Origin of the sequence: Natronorubrum tibetense GA33, assembly GCF_000383975.1 — an archaeon.
Classification (GTDB): domain Archaea; phylum Halobacteriota; class Halobacteria; order Halobacteriales; family Natrialbaceae; genus Natronorubrum; species Natronorubrum tibetense.
Genome location: NZ_KB913017.1, coordinates 188733 through 208141, shown reverse-complemented (window position 1 = coordinate 208141; position 19409 = coordinate 188733). Strand labels below are relative to the sequence as shown.

The following is a 19409-nucleotide window of genomic DNA, read 5'->3' as shown; positions in this document are numbered from 1 at the left end:
CCGTTTCCTAATTTTCACGGTTCATGTTCTCCGTGAAACTATGCACGAACTATTCGTACGCGCCACGCCTACGCAGATCCAGATGACGAAGGATACCTCTCGGGGCGGGAGGGACCAGTTCTCCCGTCGCCGGGTTATGGACGGGGGAGTGCAGATGCGGTCCGGTGTGGCGGTGGTGAAACGGGTCGCGGACGAAACCGGCGTCTCACCGATGGAACTCCCGCAGTTGAACGAGACCGTCGATCCGGACGCGCTCGACGACCTCCTCGAGAGCGGCGACCAGTCGAATCGCGGCGCGTGGCCGGTTGTCACGTTTTCCTACGCGAACCAGCGTGTTCGGATGACCGCCGACGGCCGAGTGACTCTCTCCGACTCGGACGAACTGCCGGCGATCGACGACTGGTCCCACGTATCCGACGTCGACGTCGCCCGTGAGAACGACACAACGGTTCGGGTCGTCTCGGCGGTCGCCGCGCAGACCGATCACGATCGGGCGTACATCCGGTCGGCGATTGCGGACACCATCGATCTCGACGCTGTCGAACGACTCAACGGACGCCGACGGAACGGCGCACCGCGGTCGGGCGCGACCGTCGGGCTCTCGACGCTCGGATACGATGTCGTCGTGCGCCCGGACGGAACGATCGCTGCCGGCTCGACGCTCAGGCGACTGAAACGAGTCGGGGGCAACGTACTGGTCGTCGGTGCCGTCCCGGACGACCTCGTCGACGTCGCGAGCACCAGCCTCATGGGCGACCGAGGACGCGACCGACGCCGCCTGTTCGCCCTGCTCGATCGCGATATCGACGTCGTCTACACGCGACTCTCCCCCGAAGACGCATCGACGGCGCAGGTCGTCGACTACGCGGCAACCGCACGGTCTGCTGTGGGCAGCCATTCCACTGTTGATATCGGTCCGACGCCCAGAATCGCCGCCGAACCCGACGACATCGACGGTCTCGAGGACGCCATCGATTCGGCGCTCCGGATGATCACGGCAGCCGAAACTGAGCCGAACCCAGCTACAATCCGTCTCTGCGTCGACTCGTTGCGCCCGATCGTCGAAGACCGAGACGTCGAGGTGACCGAGCGGTTTCTCGAGTCCGTCTGCCAGTCGGTCAAAGCGGTCTCAGCGCTGGGACACTACGTCCTTCCGATCGAGCGATCGTCGAAGACTGTTCGGCAACTCGAGGCACTGTTCGACGCGACGGTTGAACTCCGTGTCGGGGAGTCCGGCGCCGAACAGCGCTGGCACCTCCACGAGAGCAACTACACGACCGACTGGTTCGCGTTGCGGGACTCGCGGTAGCAACGTGACGACCCGACCGGCCCGTCGACGGTCGCTGATCGACCGGAACGAACGATCCGAAGCCGACGAGACGACGATCCTCGACGAATGACACTGACACCGACGTTTCAGCCGGCCGACGACAGACCGGGACTCACGGTCGTCGATCCGATCGAGAACCGACAGTGCCCGATCCGGCTGTCGGAACGGGTCACGCCGACCGCGGTCGAAACGGACGACTTCTACTTCCCGGTCGACGCCGCTGTCGCGGTGACGACCGAACGACTGGTCCTCCCCTTCGTCGTTCCGACGTACGTTCGCGATCCGGAGGGGAAGATGCTGCTCGAGACCGAACACTACGCCTACGAAACGCTGCCCGACGGGACGTACCTCGTCGAGTTGATGGCGCCGATCAAACTCTACGTTCGCGTCCACGGCGAGTTGACCATCGCGTCGTCCGACGACCGCCTGGCGTTTCACTTCGGCGAGGCGACGACCGTCCGACTGGGTGCGCGTTCGCGCCACGAACGGCCCGCAACCACGGTCGAGACGACCGCCGATCCGGACGATCTGGCGCGGGCCGTATCGACCTTTGGCTCCGCGCTGAAGACGACCAGCCCCGAGCGCTCGCTGCCGTCGTTCCGGGGTCACCCGCCGCGGCTCGCACTGGCCGACGACGTTCGAATTCCTGACGCACTCGAGACCCCCGACACGGGCGTCAGGATCGTCGTTCCACCGGAGCGATCGGCCCTCTATACGATCTGCTCGCTCGGCTACTATCTCGGCGCAACGGTCGAGACGGGTTCTCGGCCGCGAATCGAGACCGACCGCGGCTTCGAGTACTCGCTGGACCGCCCCGAGTACACGTTCGATCGGCTGGTCGACCGCGTTCTCAAGCACGTCTTTTTTATCGACTGCGTGACCCGAACGGAGGGGTTCTATCCGGTCGAACTGTACGAGCGCCAGTGCGTCGCGGACCGCCTCGAACTGGCGTTCGACGACCTCTACGAGCAGCCACTGGCCGACCGACTCGCCACGGCCCTCTCGATTCCGTTCGACGCCGTCGCGGATCTCGTTCCCCGATGGCGGCTGGTCACGTACACGTCGTCAGCTGCCGAGAACGCGACCGCGCTCCCGTATCTGGCCTACGAACTCGCGAGCGTTCGGTCGCTGCCCACGAATCCGGAGCCAGCTACGGCGCCGTCGATCCCGAGCGAGATCGAGGCTTTCACCAGATCGACTCCCCGCTCCGGAGAGGGCGAGTCAGCGGCCGACCGGGGAATCGATTCGTACGTTTCGATCCCCGAGGTCGACGCCTTCGAGCGGGCGTGGCTCGGCGAGGGGATCCCGATCGGCGCGAACAAACTCCTCCAAGCCGGCTTCGAGAACGGACTCGAGAGGACCCCGTCGGGTGACGGCGTCGAGGTAACGATCGTCTGTAACGACGAGCGAATGGCGGCCGAACTCGAGGCGACCGACGACGGCCTGTACGGCGACCGCGAGGAACTTCCCTTCGACGCAACCGTCCATCGGAACGTCAGCGGCGACGAACTGCGGCGGCTCTTCGCCGAGGACGTCGACTTCTTGCACTACGTCGGCCACGTCGAGGACGACGCGTTCGTCTGTCGCGACGGCATGCTCGACCCGAGTACCCTCGCGGATGTCGGCGTCGACGCCTTTCTCATCAACGGCTGTCAATCGTACGAGATCGGAACGCAAGTGATCGAGAGCGGCGGCGTCGGGGGCATCGTCACGCTCAGCGAGGTCGGAAATCAGGACGCGATCGCCGTGGGACAGTTCGTCGCCCGACTCCTGAACAACGGGTTCACGCTTCGGTCCGCGGTCGCGATGGCGCGGTCGTACCGACTCGTCGGCAACCAGTACATCGTCGTCGGAGACGGTGGCCTGGCCGTCGGACAATCCGGAAGCATCGTTCCGAACAGCTGTCGCATCGAACCGATCGACGACGGGCGCTATCGGCTCTTCCTCCAGCTCTACCACGTCGACAGCGGCGTCGGCGCCCAGTACATTCCCTACCTCGACGGCGTCGATCGACACTATCTCGCGGGCAAGGAACTACCCCCGATCGACCTCTCAGGAGACGCACTCGCTCGGTTTTTAGGACTCGAGGAGATCGCGGTCGAGTACGACGGTGAGCACTGCTGGTCGACCGACGACCGGTTTAGCTACATGTGACAAAAGAACGCTGTCTCGACTCTCAGTACGTTCCGCCACCGTTCCCGGCAACGGCGGTGCCGGCCTGTGAAAGTAGTACGCACGCTGCGAACAGGACGCCCATCAGTCGCGGATGCTCGGCGAAGAACGTTCGGATCTGGGATTTGCTTTCGGACATTGCGACTGTTCCTTGATCGAGTAGGATAATATAATTAACTCAAGGTATTCGTCACTGAAGTAATTAGACCTTACAGGTACCGACGAAACAACTTATTGTTTATTCCGTGAACAAAAGAGGCTTACTTCAGCAGGGCCGCTGAGTTGTGCGATCTGACTGGACGACATGAGAATCGGCTATCGAGTAACCAACGATTTCAGGTTGTGACAGGGTCCAACGAAAGCGAGAGTGAAGGCGCGAACCGATTCGACTCTGTGCCCGGAGTGCCGATCGGATCGGGAGCCGGTGCTCGAGCGGGAAAATATAGTAGCCACTGGAAGTCAGTGCACACCCGATCGCACGACGGCCGCGCGGTTCGGAGCGTAAGCGGTTCGGAGCGTACGGAGTGAGCGAGAACCGCGGATAGTGCGATCGGTGTGTAACCAGTTCCAGTTGTTACTATACGAAAATCGAACCGGACGAACGACGTTACTCTTCGGCGCCTTCGAGCTCTTCGACGATTTCGTCAGCGTCGACGTCGGCGTCTTCGAGGGCCTCCTCGATGTCGCCGCCGCCCATGCCACCCATACCGCCCATCATGCCGCCCATTCCGCCCATGCCCATCCCGTCGATGGTCTCCTGGACGATGACGCGGTCGACACCGATCTGGTCGATGATCTGCTGGCCGATCTGCTGTTTGCCCATCATCCACTGCTGGTTCATGGTCATCTGGGGCGTGGCCTCGAGGTAGACCGTCTCCTTCTCGACGGTCTCGGTCTCGAACTCGGGCTCGGCGTCCTCGTCGTCCTCGTCGGGCTCGACGGGAACTTCCTCTTCGACTTCATCGGTCTGGATCCAGAGTTCGGGCTCCATCCCGAGGTACATCTCGAACAGGCCGGCGGCCTGCTGTTCGCGGTCGTCGACTTCCTCGAGAATCTCGAACTCGTACTCGACGTCCTCGCCGGCCAGCGGGTGGTTGAAGTCGACGCGGGCGCGACCGCCGATGATCGTGCTGATGTAGCCCTGTTGGCCGTCGATCTGCACGTTCGCACCGGGGTAGCGGTCGTCCTCGTCGATTTTCTCGGCGCTGACGGTCTGGACGTCGTCGGGGTCGTGCTCGCCGAAGGCCTCCTCGGCGGGGATCGTTACGCTACCGGTGTCACCGGTTTCGCTGCCGGTGAGTGCGTCTTCGACGCCCTCGAAGATGTGGCCCTCACCCAGCACGATCGTTCGCGGCTTGAACTCCTGACCTTGGTCGTCGACACCCTCCTCCTCGGCGACTTCGGGGTCGGTCGTGTCGACCAGCTGGTCACCCTCTGCGGTGTAGGCGGTGTAGTCGATCTCGACGAAGTCGCCGTGTTGAAGCCCCTCGGCTTCCTCGGCGCTCTCGTCTCCTTCTGCGTCGGCGTCATCGGCCTGCTCCTCGAGCTCGGCCTCCTGTTCCTCGGTCATACGTTGTACGTCCCGCCGTCTACATTTAAGGTACACGTTTTCATGCGAGACGGAGAGCGACCGATACTTACGACCGCTTTTCGTCTCTCCGTCCATGTACGAAGTCGAAGTGAAGGTTCCGGCGGACCTCGAGGCGGTCAGGACTCGGCTCGAGGCCCGCGATGGAACCCGCGAGCGGGCAATCGTCCAGGAGGATACGTACTACGACGCGCCCCACCGCTCGTTCGTCGAGACCGACGAAGCCCTTCGAATCCGTCGGGAGTCGAATCCCGAGGCTGGCAGCGACGAGACGCGTATCACGTATAAGGGACCCCTGCTGGACGAGCAATCCAAGAGCCGCGAGGAACACGAAACGGCAGTCGAGGACGGCGAGACGATGAACGCCGTCCTGACGAACCTCGGCTTCGAGCCCGCCGCGACGGTCCGCAAGGAACGCGAGCGCTTCGCCCTCGAAAACGGCGAGTACGACTACACGATCACCCTCGACTCCGTTGACGGCGTCGGCGAGTACGTCGAGGTCGAGACCGAGGTGGAGACGGAGGCCGACCTCGAGTCGGCGCGCGACGGGGCGTACGACGTCCTCGAGCGACTCGAACTGGATCCCGGCGAGCAGCTTCGGACGTCGTATTTGGGACTGTTGCTCGAGTCCTGACATCGCCGAGTCACGGTAGATGCACGTATCCGGCGCTCGGACGGGCAACCCGTATTACTTCCAAACATTTTCGTTTCGATTTTGTTTCCGCAAGTTATAGAACGCCTGTCCCCCAATTCCCGGTAATGAGTGAGCGGAATATTCGGGTCGAGCCGATCGACCGTCAGGCAGTAGAGGACCAGGAAGTCGAGATCGTCGAGCGGAAGGGAATCGGACACCCGGACTCGATCTGTGACGGCATCGCCGAGGCCGTCGCCGGCGCACTGGCTCGCGAGTACATCGACCGCGTGGGCGAAGTGTTGCACTTCAACACCGACGAGACACAGCTCGTCGCCGGCGAGGCCGCACCCGCGTTTGGCGGCGGTGAAGTCGTCGATCCCATCTATCTGCTGATCGTCGGCCGCGCGACCAAACACTACGAAGGCCAGACCATCCCGGCCGAGCCCATCGCGCTGCGCGCCGCACGCGAGTACCTGGAGGAGACGATCCCCCAGCTGACCTTCGGGGAAGACATCATCGTCGACGTTAAACTCGGCGAGGGAAGCGGCGATCTGCAGGAGGTCTTCGGCGAGGACGAAGTGAGCGTCCCGATGGCCAACGACACGAGTTTCGGCGTCGGCCACGCGCCCCTGACCGAAACCGAACAGATCGTCCTCGAGGCCGAACACCGACTCAACGGCGAGTTCGCCGAGAAGAATCCGTACGTCGGTTCGGACGTCAAAATCATGGGCAAACGCGAGGGCGACGAGATCGACGTCACCGTCGCCGCGGCGATGGTCGACGAGCACATCGCAGATCTGGACGCCTATATCGACGCCGTCGAGTCCGTCCGCGAGTTCGTCGAGGGGGTCGCGAACGAACACACCGACCGCGCGGTCGACGTCCACGTCAACACGGCCGACGACTACGACGAAGGCTCGATTTATCTCACGGTGACGGGCACCTCCGCCGAGCAGGGCGACGACGGCTCCGTCGGCCGCGGCAACCGCGCGAACGGACTCATCACACCCAACCGCTCGATGTCGATGGAAGCCACGAGTGGGAAGAACCCGGTCAATCACATCGGGAAGATCTACAACCTGCTCTCGACCGAAATCGCCGAGGAGGTCGTCGGCGAGGTCGACGGCATCCGCGACCTGCGCGTCCGATTGCTCTCCCAGATCGGCCGTCCGATCGACCAGCCACACGTCGCCGACGTCCACGTCGTCACCGAAGAGGGCGTCGCGCTCGGCGACGTCGAGGACGAGGTCAACGCGATCGTCGACGCCGAACTCGCCGATGTCACCGGAATCACGCGTCGCGTGATCGACGGCGAACTGACGACGTTCTAAGCGTCGGTCCCGAGAGTCGCGTTTTTCCGACCGTTACTCGAGCAGCCAGTCGTAGCCATCGAGAACCGCCCGTTTTCCCCCGGAATCGACGATCTCGCCGTGACCGGGCACGACGCGGTCGAAGTCCCACGCGAGAACGTCCCGTATCGAACGCCGGAACGTCGCCTCGTTCGTGATCGTGAGCCGGAGCTCGATCGGCGGGCTGATCCGCTCGTAGATGCGCAGGGTGCGGGCCACGAGACGGGTCTTCAGTGGGCTGCGTTCGCCGATGTGGAAGCCGACATCGCCGAGAATGAGCGTCCGGCTCGGACGGTGAAAAAAGGCGATTTCGGTGAGCCACCGGTGGCCGACGATCGCCGCCTGATCGATATCAGTACCCCACCGCGGATCGGGCGTATCGCCCAGTAGGTGATCGAATTGCAGATCGGTCCGACGTGCGGCGAGGCCGGGGGCGGCCAGTAGTTCGACGTCCGGATACGCGGCCCTGTACTGTTCCATGTACAGGTGACCGTGGAGTTTGCTCGTCGCTGCGACGAACCGGACCTCGCCGAGGTCGTCGAGCGCTCTTTTCAGTTCCGGAGTCAGTTCCGCCGGCGACTGGACGAAGAGGCCGCCGCTCGAGAGCTTCATTACGGACATGATCCGCCCGAGTTCGACGCCGAAAAACCGGAGGGGTTCCTCGTAGGTCCAGAACCGGTCGCCTCGCTGTGTGAACATCGTACCCGTTCTGTCACCGAGGCAACGTATATAACGAATAGTCGACTCCGAGTGACTGGGACCGGGCAGCTGGATCTCCAACACTGCACTCGGTCTCGAGGGCACAGAGAGCACAACGAGGAGGACGCCTTCGCCCCGAGGGATCACCGGTTTCGATAGGCCCTTTAGCCACAGCCCCGTTCGCACAACCGAGCGAGTTACGGATCGACACAGCACTCGAGAGCGATCGCCAGTGAGCACCCCCTCTGTCAGTTCGAACCGGATCGTCCTCGCCGTCGTCGCGAGTACCTTCTTCGTCGGCTTCGGCGGCGGCGTCATCTTCCCGATCCTGCCGAATCTGGGCGAGGTGCTCGGCATCTCGGCGTTCATGGTCGGCCTCATTCTGAGCGCGAATCGGTTCACGCGCCTCGTCGCGAACGCGCCGGCCGGGATCCTCGTCGACCGGATCGGCACCCGAAAACCGTTCGTCGCGGGACTGGCGATCGAGGGCGTCGCGACGTTCATGTACGTCGTCGCGATCCTCTCGCCGATGCCCGAGTTCTGGTTCATGATCGCCCGCATCCTCTGGGGGATCGGCAGTGCGCTCGTCTTCGCGACCGCGTACACGATCACCGCCGACGTGAGCGAGGCCGACTCGAGGGGGACCAGCATGGGCATCGTCCGGGCGGGCATCACTTTCGGCTTCCCCGCCGGACTCGTCCTCGGCGGCGTCGTCAGCGACGTCTGGGGAAACGTCGAAGCGTTCGTCCTCGCGGCCGCCTTCGCCGGTTTCGCGAGCATCATCGCCTATCTGATCGTTCCCGAGACCCACGTCGATGAAGAACAGACGTCGGTCAAGCCCTGGGACGTGGATACGAGCGTCCCGGCGCTGACGATCGGGCTCGTCAACTTCGGGCTCTACTTCGCGTACATCGGCGTCCTCTTCTCGACGCTCGTCCTGTTGCTCGACGTCCGTGCCGTCTCCATCTTCGGACTCGACGCGCAGGGTTCATCGGGGATGCTGATGGGGCTGACGGTGCTGGCCGGCGCGGTGTTCACGCTCGGCGGCGGCTACCTGAGCGACTCGGTCGGCGCGCGCGTCCCCGTCATGATCGGCTTTCTGATCACGTCCTGCGTCGGCTTCGTGATTCTGGCGTTCGGCTCGAGTTTCGAGGTGCTGGTCCTCGCGTGTCTCCTGATCGGTGCCGGACAGGGCGGCGTCGGCGGGCCGTTGACAGCGTTGCTCGCGGACCTGACGCCCGAGGAGCGCGTCGGTCGTGCGATGGGGACGAACAACGTCCTCGGCGACGTCGGGGGCGGGCTCGGCCCGCTCGTCTCGCTCCCGCTGGTCGACGTCGTCGGCTTCGAGATTATCTACGGCGTCAGCGCGGTCGTGCCGATGCTCGCGGGCGTCGTCTTGCTCGTCGGAATTTACTCCCACACCGGACGCCTGAGTCCGACGATCAGCGAATCGGTTAGCTAGCCGACGCGACGGATGCGGCTCTCCGAAGGAAGGGTTAACGCTTCAGAGCGCCTGTAGACGTGTACGTTCTCGTCGCCCCGTGACGTTCCTCGAGCGGCCGTTCGCCGCCGAGAGCCCGCGAGAAACCCGAACGTACCCGAATGAAATTATGGAAGTAGACGCTATCCCCCAACAGAACGAACGCATCGTCCACGACTACGTGACCGCACTCTGGCAGGACCACGAGTTCGACAGGGTCCCGGAGTTCGTCGACGACGCGTTCACGTACACGGATCCGATGCTCTCAGAACCAGTTCGCGGGCCCCGCGAGTTCCGCGAGTATCTCCGAGCGACGGAAGCCGCCTTTCCTGACTTTCACGTCCTGCCCGAGTCGGTCGTCGCCGACGACGACGTCGTGCTGGTGGAGTGGACGCTCACGGGAACCCATGACGGGCCGCTCGAGGGCATTCCGCCGACCGGCCGTCAGCTGATCCTCAGAGGGATGTCGACCGTCCGTCTCGAGGGCGGAAAGCTGACCACCGGCCGGACCTACTGGGATACGGCGGACGGAAACGCCCAGTTGGGACTCGAGTTTCCGGCAGTCGTCGGACAGCTCCCGAAACTGGCCTACCGAAAGCTCACCGGCCGCCGGTAGCTCACGGGTCATCCGTCCGTCCGAGATGTCAGCTGACTCGACTCCGTGACTCGGCTCTCGTCCGTCCCTCGTAATCCCCTTATAGCCCCGCCCGTCTATTCCGCCTATGCACCCGCCGGGAGCCGACACCGTCCTCCTCCGTCACGGTGACGTCAACACCAAGAGCAACACCGTCAAGCGGTACATGGAGGAGATCCTCGTCGAAAACCTCGAGGCCCTGTTGGCCGACCGCTCGATCCCCGGCGACGTCGAACAGCGGTGGAACCGACCGTTGATTCACACCACTGAAGCGTCCGTCGCGGAGGCGACCGCGGCCGCAACGGACGCGTTCGGAATCGTCTCCGCGAGCCCCGCACTGGTCGTCAGTACCGAAAAGGATCGCATCCTCGAGGCACTCGTCGAGACGGCCCGCGAACGGTACACCGGCGGAACCTTTGCGATCGACGCCCGACGGGCCGATAAGACGCTCCCCTACGACAGCGAGGACCTCGCCCGCGAGGGCGGGACGGCCATCTGGAAGGCCGTCGAAGACGAGTTCCACCCCGAAGTTGACCTCGACGATCCGGACATCACCTTCGGCGTCGAGGTACGCGAGGAGTTCGCGTTCGTCTACCTCGAGCACGTTCCGGGTCCTGGCGGATTGCCACTCGGCGCTCAAGAGCCGGTGATCGCGCTTGTCAGCGGCGGCATCGACTCGCCGGTCGCGGCCTACGAGATGATGAAACGCGGCTGTCCCATCGTGCCGGCGTACGTCGATCTCGGGGCCTACGGCGGTATCGACCACGAGGCGCGTGCGATGGAAACCGTACGGAAGCTCTCGCGGTACGCGCCCAATTTCGACATGCAAGTGTACAAGATTCCGGGGGGCGAGACGGTGGATCTGCTGGTCAGCGAGATGGAGCAGGGGCGAATGCTCTCCCTGCGTCGCTTTTTCTACCGGGCCGCCGAGACACTGGCGGAGCGCGTCAACGCTAACGGGATCGTCACCGGCGAAGCCGTGGGACAGAAGTCCAGCCAGACCGTCCGGAACCTCGGCGTGACGAGTCGCGCCGCTCGCCTGCCGATCCACCGCCCGCTGCTGACGTTGGACAAGCAGGACATCGTTGCGAGGGCCCGTGAGATCGGCACCTACACCGACTCGACGATCAACGCCGGCTGTAATCGTGTCGCACCGGATCGCGTCGAGACGAACGCTCGTCTGGAGCCGCTCCTGAACGCGGAACCCGAGGACCTGCTCGAGCGGGCCGAAGAAGCCGCTCGAAACGCCGAACTGGTCGAGCCGTAGTCTCACGCATCGCCACGATAGCAACGGCTACGATGGTGGCGCGGGTTGAGTCGGTATGAGCGTTATTCTGGAGTTTTCCATCGAACCGGAGGAGTTCGTTCTCGGGCAGGCCCTGTCGAGCACGCCGAACGTCGTCCTCGAACTCGAGCGCATCGTCCCGACCGAGAACGAGATCATGCCGTTCGTCTGGGCGACCGGCAACGACCTGCCGTCGTTCGAGTCGACGGTTCGGGGGAGCAAGTACGTCAAGGAGCTGTTAGCCGTCGACAGGATCGGCAAGAGCGGCCTCTACCGCATCGAATGGGAGGACCACGACGACGACGGCCTGCTGACGGGCATCGCCGCCACGGAGGCGACCGTCCTCGAGGGCCGCGCGAACGGGAACTGGATGTTCCGCCTGCGGTTCAACGACCACGAGAAGCTCACGACGCTCTACAACTATCTGACGGACCACGAGATCACCGTCCACGTCGAGCGAACGTACACGCTGACCGAGGACTCGGATCGCGGCCACCGCTTTGGCCTCTCCGAAGAACAGCGCGAGGCGCTCGTCCTCGCGCTCCGAAACGGCTACTTCGAGACGCCGAGCGAGGCCGATCTCGACGAACTGGGGGCGGAGCTCGACATCAGCCGTCAAGCGCTCTCCGATCGGATTCGCCGCGGCAACGAAAAGATTCTTCGGCGAGTATTGTTATCGTCTGTCGCGGATTTCGACTGAGTAGCCCACCCCACAAAAACGAATTGATCGGTCAACGGCGGACTACTCGGATTTCGAGTGATTACCCGCTCGATAGAAGCGCATGACAGAAGTCGATTACCGATTTCAGGACTGGCTTTCGTGTCCGGCCTGCAGCGGCGACACGGACGCTGGGATTCTCGCTCACGAAACCGAGATCGTCATCGAATGTTACGACTGCGGCGCGACCTCCGAGTTCACGATCGGGCAGGACGTACCGGTCAGCAACCTCGATGTCGAACACATCGACAGGTTCGCGAGCGACGACTGATCGACTTCGGTTCGCTTCCCTCCCGACGGGGAGCGAAACCCACATTACGCCGACGCACCGAAGGAAAACCAGTGACGCGCGTCTGTCTCATCGGGACGGCCGACTGTAACCTCCAGTACGAACTCCTCTCCCGGGAGACGTCCCGCGAGGCGCTCTCGACGTACGACCTCGAGCGCCCCTTCGAGAACTCGATCGCCCTCCAGACGGTCAGCGTCGGCGCTGCTATCTCGCTGTTGAACGACCTGAACTGGTATCTCACTCGCTTCGTCGACGAAGCGCTCGTCCAGGAACCCAGCGTCAGCGACGACGAGTGGCTCTCGCGGCCGCTCGCCACGGAACTCCGCAACGGCGCCGTCGAATCGGCCGAAACGGCCGAGTTCTGCAAGATCTACGGTCTCGAGCGAGTCGGACCGGAGCCGGACGGCACGGAACAGTCGAGCGCGGCGAGCGACGGTGGGACCCCTGCCGGAGCGGCGACGGCATCGGCCGAGTCGGCTGAGACGAGTGACCCGGATGCCGACGGCGAGTCCGACTCGAGTCCGGCCGACGGAACCGAGTCGAGCGATACTGTAGGGTTCGTCGGCTCGCAGTGGCGTCTCGTCGAACCGCTGTACGTCCGCCGAACCGACGGCGAACTTCCGGAGTACGACCTTCGTGATGTCGAGGAGACGCTGGTCGTTCGACTCACCGAAGCCGAACACGCACCTTGAGCTGTCATCCAGACGGAGTCGGTCCGATCAAGACTCGTCGCTATCGCTCTCGACGTCGATGGTAAATTCGTGTGTCTCACCGTCGGCATCGTCGATCGTCACCGACGCGCTGGTCGCGGGTTCGCCGTCGAACGTCGCGCGGACGAGTTGACCGACGGCGATCATCTGCTGTGCACACACCTCATCGTCGTCGGATTCGTCGATCACCGCTGCGTCGAGCGAGAGTTGAGCGTCGCCGTCGTCGGATTCGTCGGTCTCCTCGAGCGTTACCTCCTCGAGTACCATCTCATAACAGAGGGTCGGCGCGTCGCTCTCGAGGGCGATCAGCACCGACTCCTCGAACAACGTTTCCTCGACGAACTCGGGAATCACGTCGTCGGCGAACTCGTGGTCGTCGAGCCATCTGTCGGCGCGGTCCGCGCTGGTGACGAGCGTCGCTTCGGGCTCCATCGGCACGTCCGTGTGGTCGAAGGACACGTTGTCCGTGCTCTCGAGATCCCCGGTAGCAGTGGAGTCGGTCTCATTACCACTGGACCCCGGACCGTTCCCATCGGAATCGTCGTCCGCCGGGCTGTCGTCGCTCGTCGCGCCGCCGAATTCGTCGAGACAGCCGGCTGAGAGGGTGAGCAGGCCGGCACTAGCACACAGTAGCGTTCGTCTGGAGGACTCCGTCATCACTGATGACGTAGACGGAGACGGGTAAAGTACGTTGGCCAAGGTGAAAGAGCGGTTTTGGTGTTTGGGGCACCCCATTTCATCGTGCAACCAGTCGGGGGTGTTCGCCCCGCTCGAGGCGTTTTCAGTCGAACAGCCCCGTCGAGAGGTATCGCTCGCCGCTGTCCCAGAAGACAGTCACGACGAGCGGGCAGTCGTCGAGTTGTTCGCCACCGTCCGGCTCCGGCGTCGCGGCCGGTTCGTCGAACGCGCCCGGCACCTCGGGACAGTCGAGGGTAGGCTCGGCGATTTCGCGAGCGATCTGTTGTGAGATCAGACTCGTCGCGCCGCTGGATTGGCCGACGAGGACGCCTTCCTCGCGTGCGAGGCGACGACACTCGGCTTCGGCCTCCTCGAGTTCGACGGTCTCGACGCGATCGATCAGGTCGAGATCGAGGTTGTCGCTGACGAAGCCAGGTCCCATCCCCTGGAAGTCGTCGTCGCCGGCCTCGCCCGTCGAGAGGACGGCGTTCGTGGCCGGTTCGACGGCGACGATATCCATCTCCGGGAACTCCTCGCGGAGTCGGCGGCCGGTGCCCGAAATCGTGCCGCCGGTGCCGACGCCGGCGACGAAGGCGTCGATCTCGCGGTCGCCGACCTGTTCGACGATCTCGTTCCCGGTCGTCTGGTAATGAGCCTCGGGATTTGCCGGGTTCTCGAACTGGCCTAGCTGGATCGCACCCTCCGCCTCGAGTTCGTCGGCTCGAGCGCGGGCCGTTTCCATGTTGCCGTCGACTAACTCGAGGTCGGCGCCGTAGGCTGCCATGATTCGGCGACGTTCCGCGGATTTGTCCGACGGCATCACGATCGTCAGATCGTAGTCTCGGGCCGCACAGACCAGCGCGAGACCGATTCCAGTGTTTCCGCTGGTCGGTTCGACGAGCCGGTCGCCGGGTTCGATCGTGCCGTCGCGTTCGGCCGCCCGGATCATCTGGAGGGCCGGCCGATCTTTGGCCGAGCCGCCGGGATTGAAGGATTCGACCTTCGCGGCGACGGTCACGCCTTCCGGCGAGTCGACCTGGACGAGCGGCGAGCCGATCGTGTCCAGGATACTCCCTTTCATTGCCAACACCTAGGGAGTCGAGCCATAAACCGATGCTGGACACTGGCAGGACGTGCCGGTGTATCGGATATCGGGATCGGCACGGTCTCGAAACGCGATCGCGAAAATGAAGTCGAGTTACGTCGGAATCGTCGGCATCCGTTCGCCGCCCTCGATGCGGTTTTCGGCGTACGCGTCGGCCGCGTCGAGCACCGTCGTGTCCCGCTCGTCGGCGAGTTCGATCATCTCGAGCAGCCGGTCACCGAGTGCGGCCGCCTCCTCGTAGGCTTCCTCGCGGGTCCCGCCAAGATACTCCTTGGCGACCGTGATCAGCCCGGCACCGTTGATCACGTAGTCCGGGGCGTACAGAATGTCCTGCTCCCGAAGCACGGCCGCGTGTCGTCGTTCGGCGAGGATGTTGTTCGCCCCGCCTGCGACGATGTCACAGTCGAGTTGCGGGATCGTCTCGTCGTTGACAACACCGCCGACGGCACAGGGTGCAAAGACATCGCAAGACTGGCTGTAGACCGCTTCTGGATCGATAGTTTCGACGTCGTACTCCTCGGCGAATGCATCGACGGCCTCGGTGTCGACGTCGGTAACCGTTACCGAGGCTCCGTCGGCGAGCAGTTCCTCGGCGAGCGATCGGCCGACTTTACCGAGCCCCTGGATCACGACATCGCGGCCGTCCATCGACCGCGTTCCGTAGACGGACTCCGCGCAGGCTCTGATTCCGTGAAAGACGCCGTGAGCCGTGATCGGCGACGGATCGCCCAACCCATCGCTCGTTCCGACGACGTGGTCGGTCTCTCGAGCGACCACGTCCATATCCTCGACGCCGGAGTTGACGTCGACCGACGTGATGTAGCGGCCCGCGAGACAGTCGACGGCCCGGCCGTAGGCCTCGAACAGGGCCTCGCTCGAGAGATCGTCGGGATCGCCGAGGATAACCGCTTTTCCGCCGCCCAGCGGGAGGTCGGCCGCGGCCGCTTTGTACGTCATCGCGTGGGAGAGTCGCAACACGTCCTCGAGGGCGGCATCTTCGGAGGCGTAATCGAGCATTCGCGTCCCGCCGAGGCTCGGTCCGAGCGTCGTGTCGTGGATCGCAACGATCGCCTGTAGCCCGGTTTCGGGGTCCGTAAAGTACGATACCTGCTCGTGATCCGAGTGAGCGGTCGAGTCGAATACCATAGTGATAATGTTTGTGGTTAGTGTGAAAATTGCTTCGGACTGTCGGTCGGGTCCTCGACCCGTCTCTTCCGTACGAGATATCGGACGAACGCCGTCGTCCCGAGCGAACGGCCTGCCACAAACACCGTCGTTAAGCCCCCGGACTCACTACCTCCGGCTATGAGTCTCGAGACCATGCAGCCGAATCCGACGTGGGACGAAGCCTCCTACCAGGAGGCTGTCGACACGCTCACAGCGCACAACGACGAACTGGTATACAAGGTATGGGGCGGCGACTGGTGTAAGGACTGCCGGAAACTGCTTCCGGATCTGGGGGCCGCACTCGAGGCTGCCGGCGTCCCAGACGACCGAATCGAGGAGTTTGCGCTCGACAAGGACAAACAGGGCCCCGGCGTCTCCGAATACGACATCGAGTACATCCCGACCGTCGTCGTCGAGACCGACGACGGAGAAGCAGTGACGCGATTTGTCGAGTCGGAGGATCTCCCGCCGGCGATCTGGTTAGCCGAGCAACTTGAGAAAGAGCTCTAGACTCGACTCGAGACCGCCGTTTCGGTACCGTTTTTTCACATGCTCGCGAGTGACAGCAGCGATCGACGTTAGAACGGACTCTCCGGCTCGTCGAGCGATGTGCTATCCGATTCGACAGCGTTAGCGTTGTCGCCCAACCACTCGAGCGCGTCCTCGATATCGTGCGTCGGCGGCGAACACGTCCGATCTCGGCAGACGTACAGCGTTGGCTCGCCGTCGCGGGCCTCGCGACCGGCCCAGATCGCGGGGGCCTCTTCGAGTCCTAATTGCTCGAGCCAGGACTCCAGCCCTTCCGCGGTCGGCGGTCGAAGGGCGAACAGCCGATCGGGACGGTACTCCGCCGCAAAGCGGTCGCGCCACGCCGCGGGGAGTTCGTCCGCGGCGATGGTGATCTCGAGTGCGCCCGCCTCGAGTCGATCCGCGGCGAGACAGAGCGAGGCGTGCTGGAGCGAGTTCGCCTCGATCCGGTTTGCGTGGGTCTCGAGGACGGTCGACGCGATCTTCTCGAAGTTTTCGTCGGCGGCAAAACCGTCGAGTGCGAGCAGGGTTTCGAGCGCGACGCCGGTCGCGGACGGCGTCGACTGGTCGTCGAGTTCCTGGGGTCGGGTGACGAGCGACTCGCCGCTCTCGGGGGTAAAGTAGAGCGTTCCGCGTTCCTCGTCCCAGAACTCGGCCTCGATGGTTCGCGCGAGGTCGAGCGCGAACGCGAGGTGATCCACGTCTCCGGTCGCCTCGTAACACCGGAGGGCACCGCGAGCGAGGAAGGCGTAGTCCTCGAGGTAGCCGTCGACCTTGACATCCCCGTCCTTGTAGCGCCGTGCGAGACGCCCCTCGTCCGCATCCCAGAGCCGTTCTCGGACGAAATCGAGGGCGTCAACGCCCATCTCGGCGTACTCGTCCTCGCCCAGGACGAGCGCCGCTTCGGCGCAGGTGTTAATCAGCAGGCCGTTCCAGCTCGCGAGTACCTTCTCGTCGCGGTTGGGGCGCGGGCGTCGTTCGCGGGCTTCGAACAGTGCTTTGCGGGCGGACTCGAGTCGCTGTTCGGTATCGTCTTCCGCGAGGTCGAACTCGTCGGCGAGATCCGGAATCGAACGGACGCGGTTGGGCTGGTTCGTCCCCTCGAAGTTGCCCGACTCGGTAATGTCGTAGCGGGCGCAGAACAGTTCCGCGTCCGTCTCTTCCTCGAGCACCTCGCTTATTTCGTCCGGTGTCCACACGTAGAAGACGCCCTCCTCTTTCTCGCCGTCTTCCGTCTTGCTCTGGGCGTCGAGCGTACTGAAGAAGCCGCCCTCCTCGTGGGTCAGCTCTCGATCGACGAACTCGAGGGTTTCCGCCGTCACCTCGGCGTACCTGTCGTCGCCCGTCAGCTGATAGCCCGCAAGGAACGCGCGCGGAATCTCCGCGTTGTCGTACAGCATCTTCTCGAAGTGCGGGACCGTCCAGTCGGCGTCGACGCAGTAGCGGTGAAAGCCACCGCCGACGTGGTCGTATAGCCCGCCCGCGGCCATCGCGTCTAAGGACTCCTCGAGTACCTCGCGAAACTGTTCGCGACCCGTCCGGTCGTACGCGCGGGCGAGGACGTGGAGTCTCGAGGGCTGAGGGAATTTCGGCCCGCCGGAGCCGAAACCGCCGTGCTGGCGGTCCGCACTCCGGAGCGCGGCGTCGGCCGCCGTAGTGAGCACCTCGCTCGAGGGCGGCTCCGCCTGGGCCACGGAGTCGGGCGTCTCCTCGAGTCGGTCTTTCGCCGCGTCGGTCCACTGCTGGGCGCGGTTCTCGACCTCGTCTCGGTCCTGCTCCCAGGAGTTCGCGAGTTGCTCGAGGACGTCGAGGAAGCCGGGCTGGCCTCGCTTGGCCTCCTTCGGGAAGTAGGTCCCGACGTAGAACGGCTTTCCCTGGGGCGTGAGCCACGCGGAGAGGGGCCAGCCGCCCCGACCGGTGACGAGCTGGGCGACGGTCATGTAGATGCTGTCGACGTCCGGGCGCTCCTCGCGATCGACCTTGATCGGGACGAAGTTCTCGTTGAGCAGGTCGGCGACCTCCTCGTCCGCGAAGCTCTCGTCTTCCATGACGTGACACCAGTGACACGCCGAGTAGCCGATCGAGAGGAAGATCGGCACGTCGCGTTCTCTGGCTTCCTCGAGGGCCTGGTCGTCCCACGGCTGCCAGTTGACGGGGTTGTCCGCGTGCTGGCGCAGATAGGGGCTCTCCTCTTCATCGAGCCGATTGCGCTGGGTCGGGTTGGTCATAGGGTCTTCTACGAACGGCGATTGTAAAAACGCGGGGTACGCGAACCCGTCACGGAGCCGGACATCAATTTTTGGCTCGATCGCCCCGCCGACAACAATCTGGCTGACGAGCAACCGAGACGGCACGTCGAAATCGGTTCGACGAAAAAATGGCGATTCAAGCCTTTCGCGATCCGACCACGCCCGCATCGAGGTCTTTCTCGATCCGGCGACCGGACATGGAGACGAGGACCATCGAGAACCCGGTCATGAGCAGACTCACGCCGACGAGCAGCCCGACGACCCAGGCCGAGTCAGCGGGGAATCCGGCCCAGAGGAATCCGGCGAGGACGAGCGAGAGGACCCCGCTAGCTGCGATGTAGCCTCTCCCCTCCTGCCCGCTCATCCGGATGCTCGCGGCGAGTTCCACCAGTCCGTCGACGAGCAAGTAGCCGATGACGAGGACGGTAAGCGACGCGAGTCCGAGGACCGGATTCGCGAGGAGGACGATACCCGCGAGGACGGCGACGGCGGCGAGCACGAGTTGCCAGACCGTGCCGCTCCAGCCGCGGTTCGAGAACGCGGCCGCCCCGTGAACGAGTCCACTCACGATGAGGAGGGCACTCAGCGCGTAGGTTACGGAGAGCCCTGTCGCGAGGGGGAACGCGATTGCGAGTACGCCGAGTACTGCCACGATACCGCCGGTGATCCCGATCAGTTGCCAGTCGACATCGAGCGGGAACTCGGCGTACGACTCCTCAGTAGTTTCTGTTGACATTATTCCTCAGGTAGTATGAACGCTTCCAGCGGATATATACTACACTCATTATTTAGGA

Annotated in this window: 19 protein-coding genes; 11 read left to right on the top strand and 8 right to left on the bottom strand. The window is 63.9% G+C overall.

The window, feature by feature from the left end; translation table 11 throughout:
* Positions 1–82: 82 nt before the first annotated feature.
* Positions 83–1309 (top strand): DUF7504 family protein, encoded by a 1227-nt coding sequence (locus NATTI_RS0101075; protein WP_241434378.1) that lies wholly within the window; start codon positions 83–85, stop codon positions 1307–1309.
* A gap of 87 nt (positions 1310–1396) precedes the next feature.
* Entirely contained in the window at positions 1397–3484 is a 2088-nt protein-coding gene (locus NATTI_RS0101065) for a hypothetical protein (protein ID WP_006091592.1), read from the top strand.
* 22 nt (positions 3485–3506) lie between these two features.
* Here NATTI_RS0101065 and NATTI_RS27275 read toward each other — a convergent pair whose 3' ends face one another.
* Both NATTI_RS27275 and NATTI_RS0101055 read right to left on the bottom strand, forming a co-directional pair.
* The gene (locus NATTI_RS27275; RefSeq protein WP_006091591.1) at positions 3507–3641 is read right to left on the bottom strand and encodes a DUF7503 family protein; all 135 of its coding nucleotides are present in this window, start codon (positions 3639–3641) and stop codon (positions 3507–3509) included.
* 468 nt (positions 3642–4109) lie between these two features.
* Positions 4110–5072 carry an FKBP-type peptidyl-prolyl cis-trans isomerase gene (locus tag NATTI_RS0101055; RefSeq protein ID WP_006091590.1) on the bottom strand — a complete coding sequence of 321 codons (963 nt, stop codon included), beginning with the start codon at positions 5070–5072 and terminating at the stop codon, positions 4110–4112.
* Between the two features lie 94 nt (positions 5073–5166).
* Between NATTI_RS0101055 and cyaB the strand changes: the two genes are divergently transcribed.
* Positions 5167–5724, top strand: a complete 558-nt coding sequence (cyaB, locus tag NATTI_RS0101050) for a class IV adenylate cyclase (RefSeq protein WP_006091588.1) — start codon at positions 5167–5169, stop codon at positions 5722–5724.
* Positions 5725–5849: 125 nt separating this feature from the next.
* Positions 5850–7055, top strand: coding sequence for a methionine adenosyltransferase (locus NATTI_RS0101045; RefSeq protein WP_006091587.1), 1206 nt, complete (start codon positions 5850–5852; stop codon positions 7053–7055).
* 33 nt (positions 7056–7088) lie between these two features.
* Here the strand turns inward: NATTI_RS0101045 and NATTI_RS0101040 are convergent, their stop codons facing one another.
* A complete protein-coding gene (locus NATTI_RS0101040) occupies positions 7089–7772 on the bottom strand; it encodes a DUF4336 domain-containing protein (protein WP_006091585.1) in 684 nt (227 codons plus the stop codon).
* 232 nt (positions 7773–8004) lie between these two features.
* Here NATTI_RS0101040 and NATTI_RS0101035 point away from each other — a divergent pair, with 232 nt between their 5' ends.
* The 6 genes from NATTI_RS0101035 to NATTI_RS0101010 all read left to right on the top strand — a co-directional run bounded on the left by NATTI_RS0101035 (position 8005) and on the right by NATTI_RS0101010 (position 12870).
* Positions 8005–9234 carry an MFS transporter gene (locus NATTI_RS0101035; RefSeq protein ID WP_006091584.1) on the top strand — a complete coding sequence of 410 codons (1230 nt, stop codon included), beginning with the start codon at positions 8005–8007 and terminating at the stop codon, positions 9232–9234.
* 148 nt (positions 9235–9382) lie between these two features.
* Positions 9383–9868, top strand: coding sequence for an ester cyclase (locus tag NATTI_RS0101030; protein WP_241434377.1), 486 nt, complete (start codon positions 9383–9385; stop codon positions 9866–9868).
* Positions 9869–9974: 106 nt separating this feature from the next.
* Positions 9975–11153, top strand: coding sequence for a tRNA sulfurtransferase (locus NATTI_RS0101025; protein ID WP_006091581.1), 1179 nt, complete (start codon positions 9975–9977; stop codon positions 11151–11153).
* A gap of 55 nt (positions 11154–11208) precedes the next feature.
* Positions 11209–11871 carry a helix-turn-helix domain-containing protein gene (locus NATTI_RS0101020; protein WP_006091579.1) on the top strand — a complete coding sequence of 221 codons (663 nt, stop codon included), beginning with the start codon at positions 11209–11211 and terminating at the stop codon, positions 11869–11871.
* A gap of 82 nt (positions 11872–11953) precedes the next feature.
* The gene (locus NATTI_RS0101015; protein WP_006091577.1) at positions 11954–12160 is read left to right on the top strand and encodes a hypothetical protein; all 207 of its coding nucleotides are present in this window, start codon (positions 11954–11956) and stop codon (positions 12158–12160) included.
* A gap of 71 nt (positions 12161–12231) precedes the next feature.
* Positions 12232–12870 (top strand): DUF5804 family protein, encoded by a 639-nt coding sequence (locus tag NATTI_RS0101010; RefSeq protein WP_006091575.1) that lies wholly within the window; start codon positions 12232–12234, stop codon positions 12868–12870.
* A 27-nt stretch (positions 12871–12897) separates the two neighbouring features.
* Here NATTI_RS0101010 and NATTI_RS0101005 read toward each other — a convergent pair whose 3' ends face one another.
* The 3 genes from NATTI_RS0101005 to NATTI_RS0100995 form a co-directional block, all read right to left on the bottom strand.
* Positions 12898–13545 carry a hypothetical protein gene (locus NATTI_RS0101005; protein WP_006091573.1) on the bottom strand — a complete coding sequence of 216 codons (648 nt, stop codon included), beginning with the start codon at positions 13543–13545 and terminating at the stop codon, positions 12898–12900.
* 124 nt (positions 13546–13669) lie between these two features.
* Complete coding sequence (locus NATTI_RS0101000) at positions 13670–14647, bottom strand: PLP-dependent cysteine synthase family protein (RefSeq protein WP_006091571.1); 978 nt, start codon at positions 14645–14647, stop codon at positions 13670–13672.
* 117 nt (positions 14648–14764) lie between these two features.
* The gene (locus NATTI_RS0100995; protein ID WP_006091570.1) at positions 14765–15817 is read right to left on the bottom strand and encodes a Leu/Phe/Val dehydrogenase; all 1053 of its coding nucleotides are present in this window, start codon (positions 15815–15817) and stop codon (positions 14765–14767) included.
* Between the two features lie 159 nt (positions 15818–15976).
* On the opposite strand from NATTI_RS0100995, the gene NATTI_RS0100990 reads away from it, so the two are divergent.
* Positions 15977–16348, top strand: coding sequence for a TlpA family protein disulfide reductase (locus NATTI_RS0100990; RefSeq protein WP_019991537.1), 372 nt, complete (start codon positions 15977–15979; stop codon positions 16346–16348).
* Between the two features lie 68 nt (positions 16349–16416).
* Here NATTI_RS0100990 and NATTI_RS0100985 read toward each other — a convergent pair whose 3' ends face one another.
* On the bottom strand, positions 16417–18594 hold the full coding sequence (locus tag NATTI_RS0100985) for a thioredoxin domain-containing protein (protein WP_019991536.1): 2178 nt from the start codon (positions 18592–18594) through the stop codon (positions 16417–16419).
* Between the two features lie 157 nt (positions 18595–18751).
* Entirely contained in the window at positions 18752–19351 is a 600-nt protein-coding gene (locus tag NATTI_RS0100980) for an HdeD family acid-resistance protein (RefSeq protein ID WP_006091564.1), read from the bottom strand.
* Between the last annotated feature and the right edge of the window lie 58 nt (positions 19352–19409).

Bases quoted from the DNA above. Each gene is read 5' to 3' on its own strand.
- NATTI_RS0100980 (WP_006091564.1), bottom strand. From the start codon at position 19,351: ATGTCAACAGAAACTACTGAGGAGTCGTACGCCGAGTTCCCGCTCGAT.
- NATTI_RS0101075 (WP_241434378.1), top strand. From the start codon at position 83: ATGACGAAGGATACCTCTCGGGGCGGGAGGGACCAGTTCTCCCGTCGC.
- NATTI_RS0101040 (WP_006091585.1), bottom strand. From the start codon at position 7,772: ATGTTCACACAGCGAGGCGACCGGTTCTGGACCTACGAGGAACCCCTC.
- NATTI_RS0101055 (WP_006091590.1), bottom strand. From the start codon at position 5,072: ATGACCGAGGAACAGGAGGCCGAGCTCGAGGAGCAGGCCGATGACGCC.
- NATTI_RS0101015 (WP_006091577.1), top strand. From the start codon at position 11,954: ATGACAGAAGTCGATTACCGATTTCAGGACTGGCTTTCGTGTCCGGCC.
- NATTI_RS0101065 (WP_006091592.1), top strand. From the start codon at position 1,397: ATGACACTGACACCGACGTTTCAGCCGGCCGACGACAGACCGGGACTC.
- NATTI_RS0100995 (WP_006091570.1), bottom strand. From the start codon at position 15,817: ATGGTATTCGACTCGACCGCTCACTCGGATCACGAGCAGGTATCGTAC.
- NATTI_RS0100985 (WP_019991536.1), bottom strand. From the start codon at position 18,594: ATGACCAACCCGACCCAGCGCAATCGGCTCGATGAAGAGGAGAGCCCC.
- NATTI_RS0101020 (WP_006091579.1), top strand. From the start codon at position 11,209: ATGAGCGTTATTCTGGAGTTTTCCATCGAACCGGAGGAGTTCGTTCTC.
- NATTI_RS0101030 (WP_241434377.1), top strand. From the start codon at position 9,383: ATGGAAGTAGACGCTATCCCCCAACAGAACGAACGCATCGTCCACGAC.
- NATTI_RS0101005 (WP_006091573.1), bottom strand. From the start codon at position 13,545: ATGACGGAGTCCTCCAGACGAACGCTACTGTGTGCTAGTGCCGGCCTG.
- NATTI_RS0101025 (WP_006091581.1), top strand. From the start codon at position 9,975: ATGCACCCGCCGGGAGCCGACACCGTCCTCCTCCGTCACGGTGACGTC.
- NATTI_RS0100990 (WP_019991537.1), top strand. From the start codon at position 15,977: ATGAGTCTCGAGACCATGCAGCCGAATCCGACGTGGGACGAAGCCTCC.
- cyaB (WP_006091588.1), top strand. From the start codon at position 5,167: ATGTACGAAGTCGAAGTGAAGGTTCCGGCGGACCTCGAGGCGGTCAGG.
- NATTI_RS0101045 (WP_006091587.1), top strand. From the start codon at position 5,850: ATGAGTGAGCGGAATATTCGGGTCGAGCCGATCGACCGTCAGGCAGTA.
- NATTI_RS27275 (WP_006091591.1), bottom strand. From the start codon at position 3,641: ATGTCCGAAAGCAAATCCCAGATCCGAACGTTCTTCGCCGAGCATCCG.
- NATTI_RS0101000 (WP_006091571.1), bottom strand. From the start codon at position 14,647: ATGAAAGGGAGTATCCTGGACACGATCGGCTCGCCGCTCGTCCAGGTC.